At 63.9% G+C, this 21,168-nt stretch carries 20 protein-coding genes; 13 read left to right on the top strand and 7 right to left on the bottom strand.

Annotated features, from left to right (window positions below; genetic code table 11):
* The first annotated feature begins 2 nt into the window (after nucleotides 1-2).
* The 3 genes from nifS to epsC are packed head-to-tail and all read left to right on the top strand — an operon-like array spanning nucleotide 3 to nucleotide 3,047.
* Nucleotides 3-1,199 (top strand): cysteine desulfurase NifS, encoded by a 1,197-nt coding sequence (gene nifS, locus AB6M95_RS02050; RefSeq protein WP_371385066.1) that lies wholly within the window; start codon nucleotides 3-5, stop codon nucleotides 1,197-1,199.
* Nucleotides 1,200-1,201: 2 nt separating this feature from the next.
* Nucleotides 1,202-2,122 (top strand): cysteine synthase A, encoded by a 921-nt coding sequence (cysK, locus tag AB6M95_RS02045; protein WP_371385065.1) that lies wholly within the window; start codon nucleotides 1,202-1,204, stop codon nucleotides 2,120-2,122.
* Nucleotides 2,123-2,132: 10 nt separating this feature from the next.
* Entirely contained in the window at nucleotides 2,133-3,047 is a 915-nt protein-coding gene (gene epsC, locus AB6M95_RS02040) for a serine O-acetyltransferase EpsC (protein WP_371385064.1), read from the top strand.
* Nucleotides 3,048-3,132: 85 nt separating this feature from the next.
* On the opposite strand, the gene AB6M95_RS02035 is transcribed toward epsC, so the two are convergent.
* Nucleotides 3,133-3,759 (bottom strand): tetratricopeptide repeat protein, encoded by a 627-nt coding sequence (locus AB6M95_RS02035; RefSeq protein WP_371385063.1) that lies wholly within the window; start codon nucleotides 3,757-3,759, stop codon nucleotides 3,133-3,135.
* Nucleotides 3,760-3,970: 211 nt separating this feature from the next.
* On the opposite strand from AB6M95_RS02035, the gene ileS reads away from it, so the two are divergent.
* From ileS to AB6M95_RS02000, 7 genes are read left to right on the top strand one after another with little or no spacing between them, the layout of a single operon-like run.
* Nucleotides 3,971-6,787, top strand: a complete 2,817-nt coding sequence (gene ileS / locus AB6M95_RS02030; RefSeq protein ID WP_371385062.1) for an isoleucine--tRNA ligase — start codon at nucleotides 3,971-3,973, stop codon at nucleotides 6,785-6,787.
* A 7-nt stretch (nucleotides 6,788-6,794) separates the two neighbouring features.
* On the top strand, nucleotides 6,795-7,283 hold the full coding sequence (gene lspA / locus AB6M95_RS02025) for a signal peptidase II (RefSeq protein ID WP_371385061.1): 489 nt from the start codon (nucleotides 6,795-6,797) through the stop codon (nucleotides 7,281-7,283).
* 22 nt (nucleotides 7,284-7,305) lie between these two features.
* The gene (locus tag AB6M95_RS02020) at nucleotides 7,306-7,530 is read left to right on the top strand and encodes a PLD nuclease N-terminal domain-containing protein (RefSeq protein WP_371385060.1); all 225 of its coding nucleotides are present in this window, start codon (nucleotides 7,306-7,308) and stop codon (nucleotides 7,528-7,530) included.
* Nucleotides 7,527-8,492 carry a tetratricopeptide repeat protein gene (locus AB6M95_RS02015; protein WP_371385059.1) on the top strand — a complete coding sequence of 322 codons (966 nt, stop codon included), beginning with the start codon at nucleotides 7,527-7,529 and terminating at the stop codon, nucleotides 8,490-8,492. The genes AB6M95_RS02020 and AB6M95_RS02015 overlap by 4 nt, the downstream gene beginning before the upstream one ends.
* Nucleotides 8,493-8,540: 48 nt before the next feature.
* The gene (locus AB6M95_RS02010; protein ID WP_371385058.1) at nucleotides 8,541-8,984 is read left to right on the top strand and encodes an NIL domain-containing protein; all 444 of its coding nucleotides are present in this window, start codon (nucleotides 8,541-8,543) and stop codon (nucleotides 8,982-8,984) included.
* Nucleotides 8,985-9,000: 16 nt separating this feature from the next.
* A complete protein-coding gene (locus AB6M95_RS02005) occupies nucleotides 9,001-9,519 on the top strand; it encodes a PilZ domain-containing protein (RefSeq protein WP_371385057.1) in 519 nt (172 codons plus the stop codon).
* 19 nt (nucleotides 9,520-9,538) lie between these two features.
* Nucleotides 9,539-10,276, top strand: a complete 738-nt coding sequence (locus tag AB6M95_RS02000) for a protein phosphatase CheZ (RefSeq protein ID WP_371385056.1) — start codon at nucleotides 9,539-9,541, stop codon at nucleotides 10,274-10,276.
* A 77-nt stretch (nucleotides 10,277-10,353) separates the two neighbouring features.
* Here the strand turns inward: AB6M95_RS02000 and AB6M95_RS01995 are convergent, their stop codons facing one another.
* A complete protein-coding gene (locus AB6M95_RS01995; RefSeq protein WP_371385055.1) occupies nucleotides 10,354-11,394 on the bottom strand; it encodes an alpha/beta hydrolase family protein in 1,041 nt (346 codons plus the stop codon).
* Between the two features lie 69 nt (nucleotides 11,395-11,463).
* Nucleotides 11,464-12,798 carry a magnesium transporter gene (mgtE, locus tag AB6M95_RS01990; RefSeq protein ID WP_371385054.1) on the bottom strand — a complete coding sequence of 445 codons (1,335 nt, stop codon included), beginning with the start codon at nucleotides 12,796-12,798 and terminating at the stop codon, nucleotides 11,464-11,466.
* A gap of 159 nt (nucleotides 12,799-12,957) precedes the next feature.
* Between mgtE and nadC the strand changes: the two genes are divergently transcribed.
* The 3 genes from nadC to nadB are packed head-to-tail and all read left to right on the top strand — an operon-like array spanning nucleotide 12,958 to nucleotide 16,492.
* Nucleotides 12,958-13,827 (top strand): carboxylating nicotinate-nucleotide diphosphorylase, encoded by an 870-nt coding sequence (gene nadC, locus AB6M95_RS01985; protein ID WP_371385053.1) that lies wholly within the window; start codon nucleotides 12,958-12,960, stop codon nucleotides 13,825-13,827.
* 11 nt (nucleotides 13,828-13,838) lie between these two features.
* Nucleotides 13,839-14,879: a quinolinate synthase NadA gene (gene nadA, locus AB6M95_RS01980; RefSeq protein ID WP_371385052.1), complete on the top strand. Its 1,041-nt coding sequence runs from the start codon at nucleotides 13,839-13,841 to the stop codon at nucleotides 14,877-14,879.
* Between the two features lie 26 nt (nucleotides 14,880-14,905).
* Nucleotides 14,906-16,492, top strand: a complete 1,587-nt coding sequence (gene nadB / locus AB6M95_RS01975; RefSeq protein WP_371385051.1) for an L-aspartate oxidase — start codon at nucleotides 14,906-14,908, stop codon at nucleotides 16,490-16,492.
* 337 nt (nucleotides 16,493-16,829) lie between these two features.
* Here the strand turns inward: nadB and AB6M95_RS01970 are convergent, their stop codons facing one another.
* From AB6M95_RS01970 to AB6M95_RS01955, 4 genes are all read right to left on the bottom strand, one after another.
* On the bottom strand, nucleotides 16,830-18,287 hold the full coding sequence (locus AB6M95_RS01970) for a TrkH family potassium uptake protein (RefSeq protein ID WP_371385050.1): 1,458 nt from the start codon (nucleotides 18,285-18,287) through the stop codon (nucleotides 16,830-16,832).
* Nucleotides 18,288-19,655: a Trk system potassium transporter TrkA gene (trkA, locus tag AB6M95_RS01965; RefSeq protein ID WP_371385049.1), complete on the bottom strand. Its 1,368-nt coding sequence runs from the start codon at nucleotides 19,653-19,655 to the stop codon at nucleotides 18,288-18,290.
* A 164-nt stretch (nucleotides 19,656-19,819) separates the two neighbouring features.
* Nucleotides 19,820-20,476, bottom strand: coding sequence for a ferredoxin-like domain-containing protein (locus tag AB6M95_RS01960; RefSeq protein WP_371385048.1), 657 nt, complete (start codon nucleotides 20,474-20,476; stop codon nucleotides 19,820-19,822).
* A gap of 23 nt (nucleotides 20,477-20,499) precedes the next feature.
* The gene (locus AB6M95_RS01955; RefSeq protein WP_371385047.1) at nucleotides 20,500-21,168 is read right to left on the bottom strand and encodes a ferredoxin-like domain-containing protein; all 669 of its coding nucleotides are present in this window, start codon (nucleotides 21,166-21,168) and stop codon (nucleotides 20,500-20,502) included.

Raw genomic sequence — 21,168 nt, 5'->3', positions numbered from 1 at the left:
CCATGCAGACCATCTATCTGGACAACAACGCCACCACCCAGGTGGACCCGGCCGTGTTCGAGGCCATGAAGCCCTATTTCACCGAACTCTACGGCAACCCCTCGTCCATGCACCGCTTCGGCGGCCAGGTGGGCGTCAAGCTGAAGGAAGCCCGCGCCTCGGTGGCCGGTCTGCTCGGCTGCGAACCCGAGGAGATCATCTTCACCTCCTGCGGTTCCGAGTCCGACAACACGGCCATCCGCTCGGCGTTGAACGCCCGGCCCGACCGGCGGCACATCGTCACCACCGCCGTGGAGCACCCGGCCATCCTGAGCCTGTGCAAATACCTTGAGAAGAAGGACGGCTACGAGGTCACCTACCTCGGCACCGACGAGTACGGCCGCCTGGATATCGAGGAATACAAGGCCGCCCTGCGCCCGGACACGGCCATCGTCTCGGTCATGTGGGCCAACAACGAGACCGGCAACATCTACCCCATCGAAGAGATGGCCCGGATCGCCAAGGAGCGCGACGTCTTCTTCCACACCGACGCGGTCCAGGCCGTGGGCAAGGTGGACATCGACCTGTCCAAGGTCCCGGTGGACATGCTCTCCCTGTCCGGGCACAAGCTGCACGCCCCCAAGGGCGTGGGCGCCCTGTTCGTGCGCAAGCGCCTACCCTTCCGCCCCTTCCTCATCGGCGGGCACCAGGAACGCAGCCGCCGCGCGGGCACCGAGAACACCACGGGCATCATCGCCCTGGGCAGGGCCTGCGAACTGGCCCGCGAGCACATGGCCGAGGAAAACACCGAAGTGAAACGGCTGCGCGACAAGCTCGAAAAGGGGCTGCTCGCGGCGGTCCCGGACACCAAGCTCAACGGCGACCCGGAACACCGTCTGCCCAACACCTCGAACATCTCCTTCGGCTACGTGGAGGGCGAGGCCATCCTGCTGATGATGGACCAGGTGGGCATCGCGGCCAGCTCCGGCTCGGCCTGCACCTCGGGCAGCCTGGAACCGTCCCACGTGCTCCGCGCCATGGGCGTGCCCTTCACCTTCGCTCACGGGTCCATCCGCTTCTCCTTGAGTCGGTTTAACACCGAGAAGGAGATCGACTTCGTCGTCGAGACCCTGCCGCCCATCATCGAGAACCTGCGCAAACTCTCGCCGTTTTTGGCGGAAAAGCAGGCCCCGGCCTGCACCAAAAGCTTTTCGGAGTAATCATGAGAATAGCCGACAGCATGACGGATCTCATCGGCCGGACGCCCTTGGTCCGCCTGAACAGCCTCGCGGACGGACTCAAGGCCGAAGTGGTGGCCAAACTCGAATTCTACAATCCGTGCGGATCGGTCAAGGACCGCATCGGTGCGAACATGGTCGAGACCGCCCTTGCGGACGGAACCATTGACGAAAACACGGTCCTGGTGGAGCCGACCTCCGGCAACACCGGCATCGGCCTGGCCTTCATCTGCGCGGTCAAGGGCATGCGCCTGATCCTGACCATGCCCGAATCCATGTCCATGGAACGCCGCAAGCTGCTCCACGGGCTGGGCGCGGAACTGGTCCTGACCCCGGCCGCCGAGGGCATGAAAGGGGCCATCGCGCGGGCCAGGAAGATCGTCGAAGAGACGGACAACGCCTTCATGCCCATGCAGTTCGAGAACCCGGCCAACCCCGATGCCCATCGCAAGACCACGGGCCCGGAGATCTGGGAGGACACGGACGGCAAGGTGGACATCTTCGTGGCCGGCGTGGGCACCGGCGGCACCCTGACCGGCGTGGCCGAGGCCCTCAAGGCCCGAAAACCCGGAGTCCGGGCCGTGGCCGTCGAGCCCGACGCCTCCCCGGTCCTGTCCGGCGGCGAGCCCGGCCCCCACGCCATCCAGGGCATCGGCGCGGGCTTCGTGCCCGACATCCTGAACACGGACGTCGTCGACGAAATCATCCGCATCAAGAACGACGACGCGGTGGAGACGGCCAAGCGGCTCATGCGCGAGGAAGGCATACTCTGCGGCATCTCGTCCGGCGCCAACTGCGCGGCGGCCCTGGAACTGGCCCGGCGCGAGGAAAACGCGGGCAAGATGATCGTCTTCATCGTCTGCGACACCGGCGAAAGGTACCTGAGCACCCCGCTCTTCAGCTAGAGGAGATTCCATGACCAGTGAAGACTACACATTGGCGGATGTGGTCGCGCTCCTCGTGGAGTCCGGAGACAAGGGCTCGCACCGCAGGGCGGGCGAGGCGCCCATGCCCTCGGTGGACATCCTGCGCGGGATCGTCGAGGACCTGCGCTGCGTCCTGTTTCCCGGTTATTTCGGGCCGTCCGAGATCACCCCGGACACCATGCCCTACTACATCGGCTCCACCCTGGACCAGCTGGAACGCAAGCTCGCGGACCAGATCAACCGGGGCTACTGCTTCGTCTGCGACGCCACCACCACCGAGCGGTGCAACGACTGCGAGCAGCGGGCCAAGAGCATAGCCAAGAAATTCATCACCAAACTGCCCGAGATCAGGGAGTACCTGCTGACCGACGTGGAGGCGGCCTACATCGGCGACCCGGCGGCCAAGACCCACGGGGAGACCATCTTCTGCTACCCGTCCATCCGGGCTCTGACCAACCACCGCATCGCCCACGAGCTGTACAAGCTCGGCGTGGACATCATCCCCCGGATCATCGGCGAGATGGCCCACTCGGACACGGGCATCGACATCCACCCGGGCGCGACCATCGGCCGGTCCTTCTTCATCGACCACGGTACGGGCACGGTCATCGGCGAGACCTGCATCATCGGCGACAACGTACGCGTGTACCAGGGCGTGACCCTGGGGGCCAAGAGCTTCCCCAAGGGCGAGGACGAGATGCTCATCAAGGGGCTGCCCCGCCACCCCATCGTGGAGGACGACGTGATCATCTACGCCGGGGCGACCATCCTGGGCCGGATCACCATCGGCCGGGAAGCGGTCATCGGCGGCAACGTCTGGATCGTGCGCGACGTCCCGGCCGGGGCGCAGATTGTCCAGACCAGGGCCCTGGAACAATCCTTCGAGGACGGTGCAGGCATCTGATCCTTCCTGAATCATTTAGGAATAATTCAAATAAAAAGGGAGGCATGGATAACCATGCCCCCCTTTTCTTCATGTCGAACTTTAACTATTTTCCCAGCTCTCGAACCATGTCGACAACGGGCTGGCCCGTGGGCGACTTGGCCTCTGGGTTGATGGCCAGGACCTCTTTCCAGGCCTTGGCGGCGGACGCCGGATCGTTCAGATCGTGGAGGTAGACGATGCCCATGTTGAACCTGGACGTGATGTGGGTCTTGTCCAGGGCGGCGGCGTGGCCGAAGGCGCCCACGGCCTTTTCGAACTGCTTGGTGCGCCGGTACATGACCCCCAGGTCGGACCAGACGTTGACCTCATTGGGCTTGAGCTCCAGGGCCCGCTCGTAGGCGTTGACCGCCCGGGCGGGCAGGTTGTGGTCAAAGCAGAAATTGCCGAGCTGTATCCATAGGTCCGCGTTGGTCGGGTCGGCGGCCGCGGCGTTCTCCATGCTGGCCAGAGCCTCGGGGTCGGCCGAATGCGGCACCGGGGACTCGGTGGGGGTGGCCTGGGCGGACACGTTCACCCGCTGCTCCCGCTGTCCCACGTAGAGCATGGTCACGGCGTTGCCGATGAATGCCCCAAGCAGGACCCCCATGACGGCCAGCATGATCGCCGAGCTTTTCTTGACATATTGGCCCTTCGACTCGTCGGCCTCGCGTTCGCGTTTATGTACTCCCATCGTATCTCCTGATTCTTGTTTTTTATGGTCCGGACCTTGTCGTCCACCTGTAACAAAAGCACGTTTCGCAAGCCGTGTAAACATTGTGCAAGTCCCCGCGCCGCCCGTGCAATACTTGACTTCCGGCCCGGCTTATACCAATCTACGCCGTCTCAAAAAGTGGACACTTTCATCTAAAGAAATATACGGTTCCCGGAGGACTTGAAAACCCATGAGCGATTACAAGAACACCTTGCTCCTGCCCAAGACCACGTTTCCCATGAAGGCCAACCTCAAGCAACGCGAGCCTGAAATGCTCAAGTTCTGGGAGGAAATCAAGGCCTATGACGAAATGGTCGCGGCCGGAGACGCCGAAGACAGGTACGTGCTGCACGACGGTCCTCCCTACGCCAACGGCCACATCCACATGGGCACGGCCCTGAACAAGATCCTCAAGGACATCATCGTCAAGGCCCGGAACATCCAGGGCCAGAAGGCCGAATACGTGCCCGGCTGGGACTGCCACGGCCTGCCCATCGAACACAAGGTCGAGCAGGAGCTGAAGAAGAAGAACAAGGAACTGGACACCCTGACCATCCGCAAGATCTGCCGTTCCTACGCCGCCAAATGGCTGGATACCCAGCGCAGCGAGTTCAAGCGGCTGGGCGTGTTCGGCGTCTGGGACGACCCGTACATGACCATGAAGCCCGAGTACGAGGCGGCCACCGCCCGCGAGCTCGGCCGGTTCATGGAGCGCGACGGCGTGGTCCGGGGCAAGAAGCCCATCTACTGGTGCTGCGACTGCCGCACCGCCTTGGCCGAGGCCGAAGTGGAATACGAGGACCACACCTCCCCGTCCATCTACGTCCGCTTCCCCATGGCCGACGAGAATTTCAAGAAGATCGCGGACATCGACGTCTCCAAACTGTACATCCTCATCTGGACGACCACCCCGTGGACCATCCCGGACAACATGGCCGTGGCCGTGCACCCGGACTTCGACTACGTGCTGGTCAAGGTCGGCGACGCCTACTACGTCCTGGCCGAGGCCCTGCTCGAATCCTGCGCCGCCAAGTTCGGCTGGGAATCCTACGAGACCCTGTCCACCTTCCGGGGCGCAGAGATCGAGGGCATGAAGGCCAAGCACCCCATCTACGACCGCGAGTCCCCGGTGGTCCTGGCCGACTACGTGACCTTCGACACCGGCACGGGCTGCGTCCACACCGCCCCGGGCCACGGCCGTGAGGACTTCGAGACCGGCCTGCGCTACGGGCTGGAAATCTACTCGCCCATGAACGACCGGGGCCAGTTCCTGCCCGAGGTCGAATTCTTCGCCGGACTGAACGTCTGGGAGGCCAACCCCAAGGTCATCGAAAAGCTGACTGAGGTGGGCAACCTGATGGCCTCGGAGAATATCTCGCACTCCTACCCGCACTGCTGGCGCTGCAAGCAGCCGGTCATCTTCCGGGCCACCACCCAGTGGTTCATCGGCATGGACGAGAACGACCTGCGCAAGCGCGCCCTGAACGCCATCCGCAACGAGGTCCAGTGGGTCCCGTCCTGGGGCGAGGAGCGCATCTACTCCATGGTTGAGAACCGGCCCGACTGGTGCATCTCCCGCCAGCGCAACTGGGGCGTGCCCATCTCCGCGCTGATCTGCGAGGACTGCGACGAGACCTGGTTCGACGCCCAGTGGGTCTACGATATCTGCGACAGGTACGCGAAACACGAGACCGGCTGCGACTACTGGTTCGAGGCCCCGCTCGAGGAGATCGTGCCCAAGGGGCTGACCTGCCCCAAATGCGGCGGCACCCACTGGAAGCGCGAGACCGACATCCTGGACGTCTGGTTCGACTCCGGCACCAGCTACGCCGCCGTGGTGGAGCAGCGCAAGGAGACCCGCTTCCCGTCCGACCTGTACCTGGAGGGCTCGGACCAGCATCGCGGCTGGTTCCACTCCTCCCTGCTGGCCTCGGTGGGTACCCGCGACGTGCCGCCCTACAAGACCGTCCTGACCCACGGCTACGTGGTCGACGCCGAAGGGCGCAAGATGTCCAAGTCCATCGGCAACGTCCTGGCGCCCCAGGAGATCATCGACAAGTTCGGCGCGGAAATCCTGCGCATGTGGGTCTCCGCCTCCAACTACCAGGAGGACATCCGCATCTCGGACGAGACCCTGAACCGTCTGGTGGACGCCTACCGCCGCATCCGCAACACCTGCCGCTACCTCTTGTCGAACCTGAACGACTTCGACCCCGCGCACAAGGTGGCCGTGGCCGACATGTCGCCGCTGGACCGCTACGCGCTCGACATGGTAGTGCGCCAGCACGACGCCATCCGCACGGCCTACCGCAAATTCGAGTTCCACAAGGTCTACCACACCCTGCACAACCTCTGTGTGGTCGACCTGTCCGCCTTCTACCTCGATATCATCAAGGACCGCCTGTACGTGGAGGAAGAGGACGGTATCAAGCGCCGTTCGGCCCAGACCGTGCTCTGGCAGATCCTGCTCATGCTCCTGGAGGACATGGCCCCGGTCCTGTCCTTCACCGCCGAGGAGGCCTTCCAGGACCTGCCCGAGGCCATCAAAAACGCCCTGCCCCAGAACAAGACGGTCTTCGCCCTGCGCTTCAAGCCCGAGCGGCCCGAACTGTCCGACGCGGAGCGCGCCCGTTGGGAGAAGCTGGCCCTGGTCCGCTCCGAGGTCAACAAGGCCATCGAGCCCAAGCGCAAGGACCGGGTCATCGGCAAGTCCCTGGACGCCCAGGTAACCCTGTACGCCGACAAGGACATCCGCGAGTTGGTCTCCACCGAGGACATCGACCCGCGCGAGTTCTTCATCATCTCCAAGCTGGTCCTGGACGAGCCGGAGAACGCCCCGGCGGACGCCTACGTCGGCGAGGACCTGGCCGACCTCAAGGTGGCCGTGGCCGCCGCGCCCGGCGAGAAGTGCGAACGGTGCTGGCGCATCGTCGAGGATCTGGGCACCGCCCCGGACTACCCCGACGCCTGCCCGCGCTGCACCGCCGTGCTGAAGACCCTCACCTAGGACGCCCATGAACCGGTACAAGCTGGCAGCACTCTGGGCGGCGGGCACGGTGGCGCTCGACCAGGCCACCAAGCTGATGGTGCACAATCTCATGCAACCGTGGACCGGCCGGGAGATCATTCCCGGCCTGTTCAATCTGGTCCACGTCCTGAACAAGGGCGCGGCCTGGGGGTTCCTGGACGACAACAACATCGACTGGCAGCGCCCCCTGTTCATCCTCATCTCCCTGGCCGCCGTCGCGATCATCACCTACATGATCCGGCTGACCCGGGACGGGGACCGCTGGATGATCGCCGGGCTCGGCATGATCGCGGGCGGAGCCGTGGGCAACGCCATCGACCGCGTCTGGCTCGGCTCGGTCATCGACTTCCTGGATTTCTACGCGGGCAGCTACCACTGGCCCGCGTTCAACGTGGCCGACAGCGCTTTGACGGTAGGCGCGGGCTGTATCATCGTGTCCACGCTACTCAACCGCAAGGACACCCGAAGGGCTTAAGCCCTATTAAGGAGAACGTGACATGTTCGCAGACTTCTCGGCCCTGACCCCAACGCAGTGGGCCATCGTGCTGGCTGCCGTGGGCGTCTGTTTTGGTTTCAGCGCCTGGTCCATCCTGGACGTCTGGAAGCGGAACTTCGAATCCCCGACGGAAAAGAGCCTGTGGATGCAGATCTGCATTTTTATTCCCATTCTCGGCGCTCTGACGTATCTTTTCCTCGGCAGAAAAAGAGGGAGCTTACAATGAAGATGAAAAATGTCAGTCTTTTCGCTATTCTTTTGATACTCCTGAGCATGTCGGCCCTGGCCGGCTGCGCCACCCGAACCGATGTGGAGGCCATGCAGTCGGACCGGCAGCAGGACCTCAACCGCATCCGCCAGCTGGAGGCCGAACTGGCCGAATCCAAGCAGCAGCTCAAGGCGGAAATCGAAAAATCCAACAATCCCCTGCGTGAACGATCCGCCGACATGTGGGCCGAGATCCAGTCCCTGCGCGCCGACATCGCCAAGATGCGCGGCGAGGTGGACACCCTGAACATCCGCCTGGATCGCCAGGTGGGCGCGGCCGACTCCTCCGTGACCGTGCAGGAACTGTCCAAGCGGCTGTCCGAAGTGGAATTCGCCATGGTCAACGAGCTCCAGGTGGACCTCCCCAAGATCAACAAGGGGAACGACGCCGTTGCGACCGGCACGACGGCCGCCCCGGCCACCGCTGCCACAGCTCCGGCCGACGCGCCCGAGGAAGGCGCGGCCGCCGCGCAGGCCCCGGCCAAGAACGTCACTGTCGGCGCCCCGGCCGCGGCAACCGCCGACCAGGCCGCCCAGACGGACACCGACCCGGCCAAGGCCCTCTACGACAAGGCCTACGCCCTGTACAAGGAAGGCAACTACGAGCGCGCCCGGTCCTACTGGGCCGAGTTCACCGACACCTTCAAGGGCCACGCCTTCACGCCCAGCGCCGTGTTCTGGCAGGGCCAGTGCTACTACATGCTCAAGGACTACGCCCGGGCCGTCATCCTCTACGAGGACGTCATCGAGAAGTACCAGAAGAGCTCCAAGTACAAGGCCGCCCTGCTCCGTTCCGGCTACTCCTGGGAACACCTGGGCAAGCCCGAGCTGGCCAAGATGCGCTTCGAGGAAATCATCAAGAAATTCCCCAAGTCCGTGGAGGCCACCCAGGCCAAGCGGTCCTTGGACAAAATGAAATAATTGCGGCCGCCGCGCCGCACGTGCCATAGAGGCATTCAGGACAGTCCCATGAACGAAGTCAAGAATGGTTTCAGGAAAATCGTCTACCTCTCCTTCCCGCCGGAGGTCTCCGGCAGGCCCGTGGTCTGCAATCTGCTGCGCAAGTTCAACCTGAGCTTCAACATCCTCAAGGCGGACATCTCCCCGCGCCACGAAGGAACCATGACCCTCGAGGTCTCGGGCCGGGAGGACGAGTTCCACAAGGGCATCGGCTACCTCAAGGAAAACGGCGTGCGCATCACCCCGGTGGCGCACAAGATCTTCCGCGACGAAGAGTCCTGTGTCCACTGCGGCGTGTGCACGGCCATGTGCCCCACGGACGCCCTGCGCCTGGACCGCGAAACCCTCAAGATAGTCTTCGACGTGGACAAGTGTTCGGCCTGCGGCATGTGCACCCGCGTCTGCCCGGTCAAGTGCATGACGCTCGACCTGGATGAAAACGGCAGGCCCTAAACTCCAGGGGGATCCCATGAGTGAAGAGAAACGTTCGTTTTCGCGGATACAGGTCAGGCTGAAGGCCCAGGCCAGGGTCATGGAGTCCCTGGACTCCGCCCAGCTCTTCACCGGCGACGCCATGCCCCAGCCGATCACCCGCGAGGACTTCGTCCACAAGAGCAAGCTGCCCGAGGAAGTGACCGGTTTTCTCGTGGAAATGGACCGCAAGCTTGACCAGATCATCTCCATGCTCGGCCAGGACACCTTCAAGGTCGACTTCTCCCTGCCCCTGGAGGTCATGGAGATATCCGCCGCCGGGGTGAAATTCCGCTCCGCAAGGACGTTCCAGCCCGGCGACGCCCTGGAACTGATCATCTACCTCAGCCAGACTCCCCTGCGCCTTGCGGGCAGCAAGGGGCGCATTCTCGACCAGGAACCGGACACGGGCCTGTACCGTTTCGAATTCGTGGACCTGCGCGGATCGGACATGGAGGCCATCGTGCAATTCGTCTTCAAGGAACAGCGGGAACAGATCCGCAATTCCAAAATGTAGCCCCTCCCGGAGAACACGCATGACCAGCAATGAAGAATTGGTAAGGGAACTGATGGACAAGGTCTCCGACGAGCTCGTGGACACCCTCAAGGGAACCATCGCGGCCGCCGTCGAAAAAGAGATCGCCCGAAACCTCACCAAGGCGCTGATGGAAGGCGAGTTCTATCGCAGGGTCAACGAGGACCTGCAGGGCGGGCTCAAGAAGATCTACCAGGAAGTCAAGGCGGCCCGGGGCGGCACCGAGATCAAGTGCATCACCGCCGACATCGACCCCGAGGAGCTCTTCTCCGAGACCTCGGACCAGTTGGACGCCGTGCTCAAGACCACGGAAAAGGCCGCTGTGGAGATCATCGACATCGTCGAGAAGCTCCAGGATCTCCAGGGGTCCGTGTCCACCATCGTCAAGGGGTTCGAATCCGGCGGCGTGACCAAGGAAGACCGGGAAAGGCTCAAGGACATCAACAACACGCTGGGCACCGACCTGTCCAACATCATGGTCTCCCTGAGCTTCCAGGACCTGACCGGACAGCGGATCAAGAAGATCATCAATTCCATCCGTCAGATCGAACAGATCGTCCGCGAGGTCATGCTCTCCACCGGCCTGATGATCCGCCAGCGCGAGGTCGAGCCGGAAAAGGATTTCGAGGCCCTGTCCAAGGAAGCCCGGAGCGAGGCCACCTCGAAACTCCATGGGCCGACCGAAGGGACCAACCAGAACGACGTCGACGACCTGCTGGCCTCCCTCGGCCTGGACTAGGCCCGACGAATCGCCAACGGAAAAGGCCGCCCCGGATATCCGGGGCGGCCTTTTCCGCGTCTACGCCAGCCCTGCCGCTACCTGTCCTGGGTCAGGGACTCGTCGAGAAACATCGCAATGGCCTCGTTCATCCGCTCGTGAAACCGAACCCGGTCAAAGCCCTCGGGATCACTGGCCGGAGCGCCGACCGCCGCCTTCCGGTCCTCGGGAAACGGGGCGATAAAGGAAAAATGCCCAGCGTCGGGGACGACGACGTACTGTGGCGGGAACGGCAGTTTTTTCCTGATAAACTCCGCATTGTACGGGTACCGCAGGACATCGTCCTTCCCGGCCCGGAAAAGCAGCACCGGCACCGTGACCCCGGCAAGCGCGTCCGCGCCGTCGAAGATCACCCCCAGAGGGGCCAGCAGGACCACGGCCCGCACCCTGCCGTCCCGCAGTTCGCCGGCCTTTGCACGGTTCTGCCCGGCATCGGCGAACAACCGCCCCAGCCGCGACAGAATACCGCCTCCGGGACCGCAGAAGGCCACGTCTTCGCGATGCTCCGCACAATACCGCCCGATGGCCCCCAGGTCGGGGATGCCCCCGGCCAGAGCCAGGGCCGTGTGCCCGCCGGCGGAATGGCCGATGACTCCGATTCGTTTCGCATCAATGAAAGGAGCATACTCCGATTGGTTCAGCAGCCAGTCCAGCACGACGGAAACGTGGCGCGGACGGTTGATCCAATTGGCCCGGCTCCGCCCATCCGCGTCATCCTTGTAATTATTCCTCGGGTGCAGAAGAGAGACGACCACATATCCGCGTTCGGCCAGGTACATTGCCGTGTCCCGGTGGGCCATGTGGCTGCCGCCGGAACCGTGGGAGATGACGGCCAGGGGATGTTTGCCGGGAATGACCCTGGAGTCCCTGGCCACCCGCAGCCGGAATGGGCCCCACATGATTTCTGACGGCTTTTCGTCGGTCGGATACCAGACCACCCCGAGGATATCGTTGTCCGTGGGGGCATAGGCCACCGAGAACCGACTCACGCCGACGGAATACTCAGGCCGAGTTTCCTGGGCCCGGGCCGCTCCGACGAGACACAAGGGGATCACCAGCATCCAAACGAACCTCTGCACGCAAACCTCCAGCAGGATGAAGCGAATAAGGGAAGGCCCCGCACCGGCAAGCTGGAACGGGGCCTGTTATCAGTGGAGCAGGACCAGCCCGGCCAGGCCGAGCAGGATGAGGAAGCCCATGGAGTCCGTGATGGTCGTCAGGAAGATGCTCGAGGCCTGGGCCGGGTCGCGCCCCAGTTCCTTGAGCAGCAACGGAATGGATGATCCCGCCAGTGCGCCGAGGAGCATGTCCAGCCACAGGGCCGAGGCCATGACCGAGGCGAGAAGGATCTTGTGGGTGGCCGCAAAGACCACGCAGAAGACCAGGCCCGAGATGATCACCCCGTTCATGAACCCGACGCGCAACTCGCGGACCACGGCTATCCAGGCCCGCTTGCGGTCGAAACGCTCCATGGCCAGCTGGCGGATCATGACCGCCAGGGCCTGCTGCCCGGTGTTGCCCGCCTGGTTGGCGACAACGGGCATGAGCACGGCCAACACCGCCATCTGCGTGATGTTGCCTTCAAAAAGATGGACCACCCAGGCCGAGATGGCCGAAAAGACGACGTTGAGGATCAGCCAGGGCAGACGCATGCGCACGGAATAGAGCCACGGCGAATCCGTGGTCTCGTCCGCGCCCGCGCCGACCATGGCCTGCATGTCCTCGCTGGCCTCTTCATGGATGATGTCGATGACGTCGTCGACCGTGACCACGCCGAGCAGCCGGTTACCGAAATCGACCACGGGCAGGGCCAGAAAATTGTAGTGGGCGATGAGGTGGGCCACCTCTTCCTTGTCCACGTTGTAGCCGACGGAGATGAGGTTCTGGGTCTTGACCAGGTCCTTGAGCTGCGCGCCGCGCCGGGCCAGCAGCAAATCCCGCAGGGAGAGCACGCCCACCAGCCGGTCCTTCTTGTCCACCAGGTAGGCGTAGTACGGGATTTCCTTGTCCTCGACCTCCTCGCGGATCTTGGCCACGGCCTCGTCGGCGGACAGGTCCTGGTCGAGGATGACCACCTCGGTGTTCATGACGCCGCCAGCGGTGTCCGGGTCGAAGGTCAGCAGCGTCTTGAGCTCCGCGCGATCCTCGGCCCCCACGCGGCTGAGCAGGGCCTTCTGCAGGTCGTCGCTCAGGCCGTCCAGGAGGTCGGTGGCGTCGTCCGGGGCCATCTCCTCGACGATGCGGGCGGCCAGGCCGCGGTTCAGGCTGCTGATGAGCGCTTTCTGGTCGAGGTCGTCCATCTCCGCGATGGACTCGGCAGCGTCCTTGATGGGCAGCTGTTTGATGAACTTGACCTGGTCGGCAATATCCAGTCCTTCGATCGTCTCGGCGGCATCCGCCGGATGCTGCGATTCGAAGTCCACGGCCGCCATGCCGTCCAGTTCCTCCTCGGGACGAGGGGTGTATTCCTCTTTCACGCTCATGGGCTGGATACCTAGCCCAAATCGAGCTCCAGGTCAAAGAGATCGAACTTGGACAACGTGATATTAATGTGAAATATTTCATCAACCGGTACGCCCCTTGACGAAAGAACGTCCGTGCCTTACTTGCCTAGATTACTCTGAAAATATATGGAAGAAACCATGCCCAACAATCTTTTCGACGAATTTTTCCAGGCCGAAGCCAGGATGTTCCTGCTGGCCACCATCCGCATAGCCCTGGCCGAGGACGGCTCGGACCTGACAAGCCAGGGGCTGTTCACCGATTCCGACATGGCCCAGGCCATGATCGTGGCCAAGCAGCGGACCGTCGTGGCCGGACTGCCGATCATCCCGCTCGTGCTCGAGTTCGGCGGCCAGGAGTGCCAGGTGCACCTCAACGTGGACGACGGCGAGACCGTGTCCGAAGGCACCATGGTCGCCGCCATCCAGGGCCCGGCCAGCCAGCTGCTCAAGGCCGAACGGGTCATGCTCAACTTTCTCTGCCACCTGTCCGGCATCGCCAACCTGACCGCGCAGTACGTTCAGGCCCTCAAGGGCACCAAGACCACCCTGCTCGACACGCGCAAGACCTTGCCCGGCCTGCGCTTCCCCGAGAAATACGCGGTCCTGGCCGGGGGCGGCAAGAACCACCGCCTGACCCTGTCCGACATGCTCATGCTCAAGGACAACCACATCGACCGGGCCGGGTCCATCACCGAGGCCGTGCGCCAGCTCCAGACCGTCCACTCGCCCTGTCCGCCCATCGAGGTGGAATGCCGGACGCTCGAAGAGGTCGAAGAGGCGTGCAAGTGCGACATAAAGAGGATCATGCTCGACAATATGGACGCGGAGACCGCCAAGACCGCCCTGTCCATGGTCCCCGACACCATCGAGACGGAAATCAGCGGCAACGTCTCCCTGGAAACCATCCGCGACATTGCCGGGATCGGGCCGGACTTCATCTCCGTGGGCAAGCTGACCCACTCCGCGCCCAGCTCCGATTTCAGCATGCAATTCGTGCCGTTGCGATAAAGAGGAACACTGTGGAAAACGCCAAGGAAACCATCTTTCGGATCAAGGACGAACGGGGCGACTCCCTGGCCATTCTCGGCCATCACTACCAGTCCGACGCGGTCATCGACTGCACGGACATCCGCGGCGACTCCCTGGAGCTGGCCCGCAAGATCAGCGGCCTGACGGCCGAACACGTGGTCTTCTGCGGGGTATATTTCATGGCCGAGTCCGCCGCGATCCTGAGTCGGCCCGGCCAGAAAATCCACATCCCGGACGCCACCGCCACCTGCCCCATGGCCGACATGGCCGAAGCGGGCCGTGTGCGCAAGACCCTGGCCATCCTGGAGGAAGGCGGGCGCAAGATTGTCCCCCTGACCTACGTCAACTCGTCCGCGGCCGTGAAGGGCGTGGTCGGCGAACACGGCGGCTCGGTATGCACCTCGGCCAACGCCAAGGTCATGCTCGAATGGGCGCTGTCCCAGGGGGACGCCGTGCTGTTTTTGCCCGACCAGCACCTGGGCAACAATACCGCCGACGTGCTCGGCATCCCCGAGGAGGAGCGGCTGCTCCTGCCCCGCGACGTCATCCACGGCGACCCGGCCCTGGCCGTCAACCCGGACGCGGCCAAGGGCAAGAAGCTCATCCTCTGGCCCGGATTCTGCCCCATCCACGTGGAATTCACCCTGGACGCCGTTCGCCGCATCCGCAAACTGGAGCCCGAGGCCAAGATCGTGGTCCATCCCGAATGCGACCCGGCCATCGTGCGCGAGGCCGACGGCAACGGCTCCACCACCTTCCTCATCAAGTACGCGCAGGAGGCCCCCGCCGGGTCCACCGTGTACATCGGCACCGAGGAAAACCTGGTCAAGCGGCTGGCCGCCGAATACGCGGGCTGCAAGACCATCAAGCCCCTGCTCACCGCCCTGTGCGAGGACATGGGCAAGACCACCTTGAAAAACCTCGCACACACCCTTGAAACCCTCGACACCGCCGCGCCCGTCACGGTGAGCAACGCCGTGAAGGAGCCCGCCAAGCTGGCCCTGGAGCGCATGCTCGCCGTTTGCTCCTAGACGGACATGGTGCTACACCATTGGCCATGAATCACTTTCGTTTGCAATCAGACGCGTTAATCATTGGTTCCGGCATCGCCGGTTCCGTAGCCGCCCTCACCCTGGCCGACCAGGGGCGCGACGTCATCCTCATCACCGCCGGGGCCGACCTGAAAACCGGCAATACATCCCTTGCCCAGGGGGGCATCGTCTACCGCAATGAGCAGGACGATCCCAAGATTCTGGAAAAGGACATCATGACTGCGGGCTGGAAGCACAACTACGCCCGCGCCGTGCGTCATATCGCCCGCAAGGGACCGGAAGTGCTGAAGGAACTCTTCCTCGAGAAATACAAGATTCCCTTCAACCAACGCAAACCGGGCGACTGGTACCTGACCCGCGAGGGCGGCCACACCCTGCCGCGCATCCTGTACTGCGACGACCACACGGGCAAGAACATCATGGATGTGCTGGCCGAGGCCGTGGAGAAGCACCCGAACATCCGCGTGCTGACCCAGCGCACGGCCATCGACCTGCTGACCACCCAACACCACGCCCGGCACCTGGACTTCAAATACAACCTGTCCAACGAGTGCGTGGGAGCCTACGTCTACAACGACCAGGTGGGCAAGGTGGAGACCATCTTGTCCAAGTTCACCATGCTGGCCACCGGCGGCATCGGGCAGATATACCTGCACACCACCAACACCAGCGGCTCCATCGGCTCCGGCCTGGCCATGGCCCATCGCGCGGGCACCCGGCTGATGAACTGCGAATACGTGCAGTTCCACCCCACGGCCCTGTACGGCGGCACCAAGCGCGGCGAGCGCCGCTTCCTGGTCTCCGAGGCCGTGCGCGGCGAGGGCGCGGTCCTGGTCAACTCCCGCGGCGAGCGGTTCATGCCCCGCCACGACCCCCGCGCCGACCTGGCGCCACGCGACATCGTCACCCGGGCCATCATGGACGAGATGCTCAACACGGACGATGACTGCGTGTACCTGGACTGTTCCGGGATCAAGCAGAACGTGGACACCCGGTTCCCGACCATCTCCGGCCAGTGCCGCAAGATGGGCCTGAACATGGCCACGGACCCGGTCCCCGTGGTCCCGGCCGCGCACTACTTCTGCGGCGGCATCCTGGTGGACAGCCGCTCCCGGACCACCTTGGATCAACTCTACGCGGCCGGGGAATGCAGCTGCACGGGCGTGCACGGCGCGAACCGCCTGGCCAGCACCTCGCTGCTGGAAGGCATGCTCTGGGGCCATTCCGCAGGCCACGACATGGCCATGCGCCTGAACCGCTCCTCGGGCCTGTCCCGGAAGCTCATGGACTCCATCCCGGACTGGGTGCCCCACGGCATCCGCGACGAGGACCCGGCGCTCATCTCCCAGGACTGGGCCAACATCCGCAACACCATGTGGAACTACGTGGGCGTGTCCCGGTCGAGCAACCGCCTGAACCGCGCCTTCGTGGACCTGCGCAAGCTGACCAAGAACCTCCAGGACTTCTACCGCGAAACCGCGCTGAGCAAGTCCATCATCGACCTCTTCCACGGCTCGCAGACGGCCTACATCATCACAGTAGCCGCCCTGCGCAACAAGGAAACCAAGGGCTGCCACTACCGTATCGACTAGGCCGCGCAAAGCCCTCGCAGACAGCAAGAACGACCCGCGCCGTCCCTTCGGACGGCGCGGTTTTTTTTGACGCTGAAATACCAAGGCGAGGCAATCGCACACCACCATTAACCTGCCCGCAACCGCCCTTTTTCCCGGTTGTTTTACCCGATTGCAGCCGCCCTACCACCAACGACAGGCTCCCGTCCCGGCCAAAGGGCCTGATCGCTGGCGGCACAGTCCATCTTCCTTCGCGTCGCCCAAAAAACCTTGCGGGACAACGTATCTGGAGAAAGTCTAGAAAATATCTAGACTTTAAACAGCGCAATTTTTGCGGAAACGGCGGCTTCCCGCCGGGCTATTTGCGCCAGAACTCGGGCACGAAGAGGATGATGACGGTGTAGATTTCCAGCCGTCCCAGAACCATGCAGAAGGTCAGGACCCACTTGGCCGCGTCCGGCATCCAGGCGAAGTTGTCTGTGGGCCCCACCCCGCCGATGCCGGGGCCGATGTTGCCGATGCAGGCCAGCGACGCGGCAAAGGAGGTGACCACGTCCACGCCGGTGGCCGCGACCACGAAGGCGGCCAGGACGAGCAGCCCCACCCACAGGAAGGCGAAGCCCCAGACGCCGCTGATGACGTCGTCCTTGACCACGGTGCGGCCCATCTTGACGTGGCTTACCGAGCGCGGGTGGATGAGCCGGAAAAGCTCCTGGTAGGACTGCTTGAAGAGCAGCATGATGCGCATGACCTTCATGCCGCCGCCCGTGGACCCGGCGCACCCGCCCACGAACATGCAGAACAGCAGGATGGCCTGGGCCAGGCCGGGCCACAGCTCGTAGTCGGCCGTGGCGAACCCGGTGGTGGTCAGGATGGAGGCCACCTGGAACGAGGTGTAGCGCACCGCGTCGGCCGGGTTGTCGTAGTTCCCGGAGACGAGGACGGTGATGGTCAGGATGACCACGAAGACCAGGACCATGCCCGCGAAGACCCGGAATTCCGGGTCCTTGAGCATGGCTGACGGCTTCCACTTGAGGGCCAGGTAGTGCAGGGAGAAATTCACGCCCGCGATGAGCATGAACACGGTGATGACGTAGTCGATGTACGCGGAATTGAACCCGGCCACCGAGGCGTTTCTGGTGGAGAACCCGCCCGTGGCCATGGTCCCGAAGGTGTGGCACAGGGCGTCGAACAGGTCCATGCCCCCGAACATGAGCAACACGGTTTCAAGCGCGCTGAACAGGACATAGACCTTCCACAGGGTCATGGCCGTGTCCTTGATGCGCGGCTTGAGCTTGTCCGGGGACGGCCCCGGCACCTCGGCCTTGTAGAGCTGCATGCCGCCCACGCCCAGAAACGGCAGGATGGCCAGGGACAGGACGATGATGCCCATGCCGCCCAGCCAGTGGGTCAGGCTGCGCCAGAAGAGCAGCCCGCGCGGCACGGCCTCGATGTCGGCCAGCACGGACGACCCGGTGGTGCTGAACCCGGACAGGGACTCGAACACGCAGTCCACCACGGACCCGAAGGTGCCGCCCAGCCAGAACGGCAGGCCGCCGAAGGCCCCTGCCGCGAACCAGCCGAGGGCCACGATGGCCATGCCCTCGCGGTGGGTCATGATCGAGGCCTTGTGCGAGCGGTCGCGGAAGAGCAAAAAGGCGGTCCCGCCCATCAGGACGGTGATGGCCATGGACAGGGCCAGGGGCGTGGCCGTGCCGTCGCGGTAATAGAGGCCCCAGCCCAGGGGCAGGACCATGGTCAGGCCGACGCAGGCCACCAACGCCCCGATGACGTGCAGGACGTAGCGCCAGCGCATCTAGAAAAGCTCCACCTTGGTGGTCAGGACCCGCTCGACCTTGGAGATGTTCTGGCGGGTGGAGATGATGATCAGCCGGTCGTTGGGCCGGACCACGGAGTCGCCGCGCGGGATGACGACCTCGTCGCCGCGCTGGAAGCAGAGGACCAGGCTCCCCCGGGGGAACCCGAGGTCCTTGACCGCCTTGCCCACGATGGGGGAATCCTCCTGGGCCACGGCCTCGAGCGCCTCGGCCTCCTCGCCCTTGATGGACACCGAGGAGATGATCTTGCCCCGCCGGATGTAGTGCAGCAGGGAATTGATGGCCGACAGCCTGGGACAGACCACGTAGTCGATGCCGATGGGCTCGATGAGCGGCATGTACCCGAAATTGTTGACGCGCGTCACCGTGCGCCGGGCCCCGAGCGACTTGGCAAGCAGGCAGGACAGGATGTTGGTCTCCTCGTCGCCGGTCACGGCGATGACCATGTCCATGTCCTGGATGTTCTCCTCGCGCAGGATCTCCTGGTCCGTGGAGTCGCCCATGAGCACGATGGGCCGGTCCAGGTGTTCGGACAGGTACTCGCAGCGCCTCTGGCGGTTCTCCAGCAACCGGGTGTGGTAGTACTTGTTGTCCAGGGCCTTGGCCAGACGGAAACCGATGTTGCCGCCGCCGATGATCAGGACCTTGCGCACCGGGTCGTCGGCCACGCCCAGGCGGGCCATGATCTCCTCCTGGTCGCGGATGTCGCAGACGAAATAGACCAGGTCGCCCGGCTTCAGCACGTCCAGGCCGCTGGGGATGATCAGTTTGTCGTTGCGCACGATGGCCGCGATGACCAGCCCCAGGTCGTCGCCGATCTTGTCGCGCAGATGGATGAGCTGGCTGCCCATGATCGGGCTGCGGTCCGGCAGGTGGATGCCGATGAGCCGTATCTTGCCGCCCGCGAATTCGTTGATCTCCACCGCGCCGGGCACGCTCATGAGCCGCAGCACCGAGTTGACCACCTCCTCGTCGGGATTGATGATCTTGGTGATGTTGGCCCCGCGCTCGGTGAGCAGCTGGCTGTAATCCGTATACATTTCGCTACGGATGCGGGCGAGTTTGGTCACGCCCTCGCTGAGCATGTTGGCGTAGTAGCAGCTGATGAGATTGATCTCGTCGGAGTCGGTCACGGCCAGGAAGATGTCGGCCTCGGCGATGCCCGCCTCTTCGAGAATCCTGGGGCTGGACCCCGATCCCTTGATGGTCTGGACGTCGGAGCTCTCCGCGATCTTGCGCAGGGCCTCGTCGCTGGTGTCCACGACCACGACTTCCTTGTTCTCCACCGCCAGCCGCTGGGCGAGGTGGTAGCCGACCTCACCGGCGCCTATGATGATGACCCGCAAATGACGCTCCTTCATTGAGTGGAAATCAGTTTATCTCTACCCATGTTTTTACGCTAGCGCAACACCGCAACGACCTGATCGGCTCAATGATATCCAACCGTTACCAAACTGCGGGCGGCCGCGATATTCCGCAGCCGCCCGCCCTTTCGTCATGATTCGGGGGATCAGAGAATGGCCGCCTTGACCGCGTCGATGCCGACCTTCTGGAGCATCCGGGCCGAGCGCATACGCTTGCCGCCGTTCTCGCGGTAGTAGTCCAGGAACCGGCGAACCAGCTCCACGGCTTCCTCACGGCTCAAGTTTTCGGCCACCTCGTCGGCGATGCGCGGCTTGCCCGAGGCGTTGCCGCCGACCACCATGGTCCAGCCCTTGGGCTTGCCGATGAGGCCCACGTCGCGCACGTAGCTCTCGGCGCAGCACATGGGGCAGCCGGACACGCCGACCTTGAGCTTGGCGGGCAGTTCCGCGCCCACGAACATCTCCTCCAGCTCCAGGCCGAGCCCCAGGGAGTCGCGCACGCCGAACTTGCACACCGAGGTGCCGGGACAGGCCTGCACGTAGTGCACGCACAACCCCACAGCCGGACCGATGTCCATCTTGAGGTCGTCCCAGACCTGGTCCACCTGCTCCTTTTCGAGCCCGACCAGGGCGATGCGCTGGCCGGAAGTGATCTTGATGATCGGGATCTCGAACTTGCGCCCCACCCGGGCGATGGCCTCGAGCACATCCGGAGTGACCAGCCCCACCGGGGTCCTGGGCACTATGGCGTAGGTCTTCTTGTCACGTTGCAGGATCGCGCCCTTGGGGGTCTCATCCGCCATGGCAAACCTCCTTTGTCCTGTGGTCAGAGCTCGTTGAACGCGGCTTTCTTGACCGCGTCGAGGCCGACCCGTTCCACGAACCGGGCGGTCCGCTCCTTCTTTTTGCCATTCTCCGCGTAGAATGCAAGCACCCGGCCCAGAATGGCGAAGGCCTCGTCCTCGGAGACATCCTCGGCCAGCACGTCGCCCTGGCGGACCCGCTTGCCCGCGTTGCCGCCGAAAACGACGGTCCATCCGTGCTTGCGGCCGATGAGGCCCACGTCGCGGACCATGGACTCGGAACAGCACATGGAGCAGCCCGAGACGCCCGCCTTGACCTTGGTCAGCATGGTGAAGGTCTCGAGCAGCTCGGACAGCCGGATGGCCGCGGACTGGGAGTCCTGCTGGCCCAGCTTGCACCCGGCGGTCCCGAGGCAGCCCAGCGCCTTGTGCCGGTATGCCGCGCCCACCGCGCCCAGGGCCTCGATCACGGCCTCGAGCCTGTCCTCGGGCACGTTGTCGATGAGCAGCTGCTGCCCGGCGGTGATGCGCACCTGGGGCAGGCCGTTGTCCCGCACCACCTTGGCGATGGAGGCCAGCTGTCCGGCGTCCAGTATTCCGCCGTGCATGCGCGGAACCACGGTGTACGTGCCGTCGGCGCGGGGCCGGACGGCCTTCAGGGGAAGCGTGTCGATGTATTCTTTAATGTCCAT

The sequence above is a fragment of the Pseudodesulfovibrio karagichevae genome, from assembly GCF_041414475.1.
Taxonomy (GTDB): domain Bacteria; phylum Desulfobacterota; class Desulfovibrionia; order Desulfovibrionales; family Desulfovibrionaceae; genus Pseudodesulfovibrio; species Pseudodesulfovibrio karagichevae.
Note: the sequence above shows the minus strand (reverse complement) of the source record. Positions and strands in the feature narration are given on the sequence as shown.